At 67.6% G+C, this 3799-nt stretch carries 6 protein-coding genes; 2 read left to right on the forward strand and 4 right to left on the reverse strand.

Annotated elements, in window-relative coordinates; translation table 11 throughout:
- Positions 1-318 precede the first annotated feature (318 nt).
- Positions 319-864, reverse strand: a complete 546-nt coding sequence (locus tag AB0924_RS38475) for a transposase (RefSeq protein WP_366913976.1) — start codon at positions 862-864, stop codon at positions 319-321.
- Positions 865-996: 132 nt separating this feature from the next.
- Positions 997-1551 (reverse strand): hypothetical protein, encoded by a 555-nt coding sequence (locus AB0924_RS38480; protein ID WP_366913975.1) that lies wholly within the window; start codon positions 1549-1551, stop codon positions 997-999.
- A 122-nt stretch (positions 1552-1673) separates the two neighbouring features.
- Here AB0924_RS38480 and AB0924_RS38485 point away from each other — a divergent pair, with 122 nt between their 5' ends.
- Positions 1674-2063, forward strand: a complete 390-nt coding sequence (locus AB0924_RS38485; protein ID WP_366913977.1) for an RHS repeat-associated core domain-containing protein — start codon at positions 1674-1676, stop codon at positions 2061-2063.
- 526 nt (positions 2064-2589) lie between these two features.
- Here the strand turns inward: AB0924_RS38485 and AB0924_RS38490 are convergent.
- A complete protein-coding gene (locus AB0924_RS38490; RefSeq protein WP_358938481.1) occupies positions 2590-2820 on the reverse strand; it encodes a hypothetical protein in 231 nt (76 codons plus the stop codon).
- On the reverse strand, positions 2817-3272 hold the full coding sequence (locus tag AB0924_RS38495) for a hypothetical protein (RefSeq protein ID WP_358938483.1): 456 nt from the start codon (positions 3270-3272) through the stop codon (positions 2817-2819). Before AB0924_RS38495 ends, AB0924_RS38490 begins: the two co-directional genes overlap by 4 nt.
- A 272-nt stretch (positions 3273-3544) precedes the next feature.
- Here AB0924_RS38495 and AB0924_RS38500 point away from each other — a divergent pair, with 272 nt between their 5' ends.
- Entirely contained in the window at positions 3545-3709 is a 165-nt protein-coding gene (locus AB0924_RS38500) for a hypothetical protein (RefSeq protein WP_358938485.1), read from the forward strand.
- The last annotated feature ends 90 nt before the right edge of the window (positions 3710-3799 follow it).

Genomic DNA, 3799 nt, shown 5'->3' on the forward strand with positions numbered 1-3799 from the left:
CCGCCCGCGCGACCGCCCGGATACCACCGTGTCCCAGGATCCGCGCCTCGGCCCCCATCATCAGCCGCCGCTGTCGCTCATCCAGATGCGGGAACGACACCCCGAATCTGGCGGTGAGTTGACCACGAACCTCGTCGGATACGCTCATACCACAACAACGAGCCGTATCAGGGGAAGCAACACCTTGATTCTCTGCGAGCCCTTACGAGTTGGTGCGTGATAGCGGGTGAGGCGCCGTTGCTGGTTGGTGGCATGATGCGGATGTGGCGATCATGGTCGAGCGGTCGGTTCTCGCGCCGCATCGGGCGTTCTCTGGGGTCACGCGGCGTCATCTCGCCCTTCTGGTCGAGGAGTTGGCCGAGCAGTGGCAGGCCAATGTGGAAGGTCGCCGACATGCGGCACGCGGCGGCTCCCGACGGCGAGCAGCTGGTGCGGGCGCCCGGCATCAACTGGTGTTCGTCGACCGATTGACCTGGATCTCGGTGGCGTCCAGACGTAACTCGACGCCCTCGGCCTGGGCGCGACCTGGCTGTGCTCGATGCGTCCGGCGGTGCCGGTGTACTGGCGCTGGACCCCGACCGTTGCGGTGCCTTTCTTGAGATCGCCGGTCTCATCGACGACCAACACCGCGTTGTCGTTGTGCAGTTGCTCGATGACGAAGTCGCGGAGGACGTCGCGGACTGCATCGGCATCCCACCTGGCCCTGGACAGCAGATGCTGCAAGCCGTCCGGGGTCGCGTCCCCGGCGTGCTCGGCGAGCGTCCAGCAGTTCTTGCGCGGCAAATCCGACAACAGGCCAAGGACGAACTCCCGTGCCCGGCGCCGCGGTTCCACCCGTGCGAATCGCGGCGCGATGCGGCCCATCAGGGACTCGAACATGGCCTGCCAACGGGCAGGATCTATGCTGTGACCTGCGGCCACCGACTGATCTTCTGTCTTCACACACTGGTGATCACCGGTGGCCGTGCCGGTTCCCGGACCAGCCCAGCAACACGATCATGACCTGCGGGCGAAGTGAGGCCCGGCCCAACGAGTGGCGGCCACCACCTCCCGCGCGATGTCAACGACGAGCCGTCCGTCCGTCGCCACTCGCACGGTCTCCGCGGGGGCCCGCTGGTCCAGGAGCCGTGCTTTGCGGACACTTCCTTCCAGCTCCTGCTCCAGCTCTGAGCCGAGTTCTCGTCCCACCAGCCGCTCGCAGGCGGTGGCATCGGAGGCGGTGAGCAGGACTCGTATGATCCCCACTCCGGCCCCCATGGCACGTTCAAACATGCCCGTCGCCTCCGGCAGCACACTCATGGTGTTCGTATAGATCAGGCGTCGGTAGCCGCGCTGGGCGAAGTTCGCCCACACGGCAGTCAGATTGCTCTCGGTGATCCCCGCGCGGTGAGGATCTCCCTCTGGAGCCGGATGCACCTGCCCCATGAAGTCACCATCGATGATCGCGTGAGGGACCGCCTCAGAGCGCAGCAGCGCCGAAACCTCCCACCCCACCGTCGTCTTGCCGACACCAGCTCGTCCTCCGATGAGCAGTACTTCTGCGTGATCCATGAGGGCAGCGTGCCAGCGGGCGACCACCTCACGCGATCCGATATCGACCCGGTCGCCTGATCCCAGCCCCGCCCACAAGATCACGATCTACGACTGGAGTACTAGGTCAATCCTCCCCCACCCTGGAATTCGACTTCGAAACCGGCCTGCACTACAACGTCAACCGCTACTACGACCCACATCTGGGCCGCTACCTCAGCCCCGACCCGCCCGGACTGGCGCCCGCCGCCAACCACTACGCGTACGTCCCCAACCTCTTCACCCTGATCGACCCGCTCGGCCTCGCCGGCTGCACCGCCGACCCCAGCTGGGGCGGCAAGGTCGTATGGGTGCGGGACGAACACGGACGTCCCCACCGCGACCTACGACCCCGGACGCTTCGCGAACTACCTCTGGGTCTACGATCCCTGTCACACATCGGTGCACGTCAACCTCACGGGACCTGTATCCGAGCGTATTCGGGATCAGATGCGCTCAGACCACGCTCGGGGAATCTACCCGTCACCTGTTGACCCGGAGCTGCTCCTTCCCTGTGGCGCCACCGACAACGGTGAGTACCTGTTCCGGGTTGCGGCGTGTTTGAGGTACCGCTGCTCGGCGTCCGCGGCGGTCGAGGCAGCAGGCTGCCCGCGGTTCACGAGCGGGACTCGTGTTGCGGGTGGCGGCCGGCATCCCGTACGCCGGCACCGAGCCACGGCTCCGTTCTCTCCCACCGACGTTCGCGCCTGAGCCGCCGCAGCCCGGACGTGGCTCAGGCGGACCGTCTGCTCTGCGGGAACCTGCTTCACCACCGGTCGGAGGGTGGCCTGCGTCCGCGACCACCAGCGGGTGCGCAGGGGCGTCTTGGTGATTCCGGGCCGCGTCCGGGTCAGACGCCGGTGAGGCCCTCGCGGTGGCGGACGCGGAGGGCTGAGGCGGTGATCGCCAGGATGCCGACGGTGCCCCACAGGACCTGGAAAGCGACGGTGGTGGCGGCCGCGGCGAAGACGATGAGGGTGCCCAGCCCCCACAGTTGGGCGAAGTGGCCGGTCAGGGCGCCTAGGACGGGGTCGGTGACGAGAGCCCGCCCAGGCCGGAGATGACCGCGTACAAGGCGAGGGCAGCGGGCCGAATCAGGGTGCGGTGGAGGTTGGCGGGGCGGGCTCCGCCCGCCATGCCGAGGATCGCCGCAGCGAGGTAGCCGCCGACGATCCAGCCCAGGACGAGGTAGAACGACGACATGCCGCGGCCGTCGCTGGAAGCAGGCGGCACGATGTCCGTGACGGTCACCTGCCGGTGGCGTTCGGTTTCGAGGCGTCGGGCGATCTGCTCTGCGGTGGCGGAGACGGCAGGTCCACTGGCGGAAGGGACCAAAGGGTATCGCTGCTGCCCTTGGGGTTGACGACGATGGCCGCGTCGACGGTGCGGTTGACGATCAGTGTGCGGGCCTGCTCCCGACTGTCGGCGGCACGGGCATTGACGGGATCGCCGCCCAGGTGGTTGAGCTGGTCGACGACCTGGCCGGAAGCCGCAGCCGGTGCGACGACCGCTACCGGGATGCGATGCGGTTTCGGAGCATGGAAAGCACCGATGTAGGACAGGATGAAGCCCAGCTGGAGAGCCAGTACTCCGACCATCAGGACGACGCCGTGGATGCTGAGAGCGTCGCGCAGTTCGGCGCGAAAGCCGCGGAAGGCAGTCGGCGGTGCTTGCGGGGCGGGATCAGTGAGTGAGGGAGTCACAGGTATTCCGTTGCCCGTTTGTCGACGGGTCAGACGGTGCGTCGGCGAGGTCAAGTCTGACAGCAGGTCCCGGCTCCCCCCGGTGCGGCGTTGGCCGACCGGAGCCGGTTTCGTTTCGACTTCGCGGGCGGAGACCGGTGCGGGTAGTGCGTGCTTGTCTGGCGTCACCTCGCATGGTTCCCGGCTTGATGCCGGCAGTCGCCCGGTGTCGTGCAGGGCTGCTGCCAGCCGCTCTGCTGTTCGCCCTCGGCGGCCCAGAGGTGCGCTGAATCGTGCTTGAGGTCCTCGTCCAGGCCCGCTGGAAGACCCTGGCCTGGCTGGAGCACAACACGCTCGCGGTACGCACCAGCCCGGCCGGCGTGGCCGGGAGCGCGCCGGCGTTGAAAGCCCCACCACCCGCCGGCCGCGTCCCCGTCTCACGGGGCAACAGACCCTAGTGAGCTGGTCCGGAGATCCTGTCGCAGTAGCGGCAGATCCGGTCGATGATCTGGTCGGCTGTCTTGGTCCAGCGGAACGGGCGGGCCTGT

It is taken from the genome of Streptomyces sp. NPDC047869 (assembly GCF_040704065.1).
GTDB lineage: Bacteria > Actinomycetota > Actinomycetes > Streptomycetales > Streptomycetaceae > Streptomyces.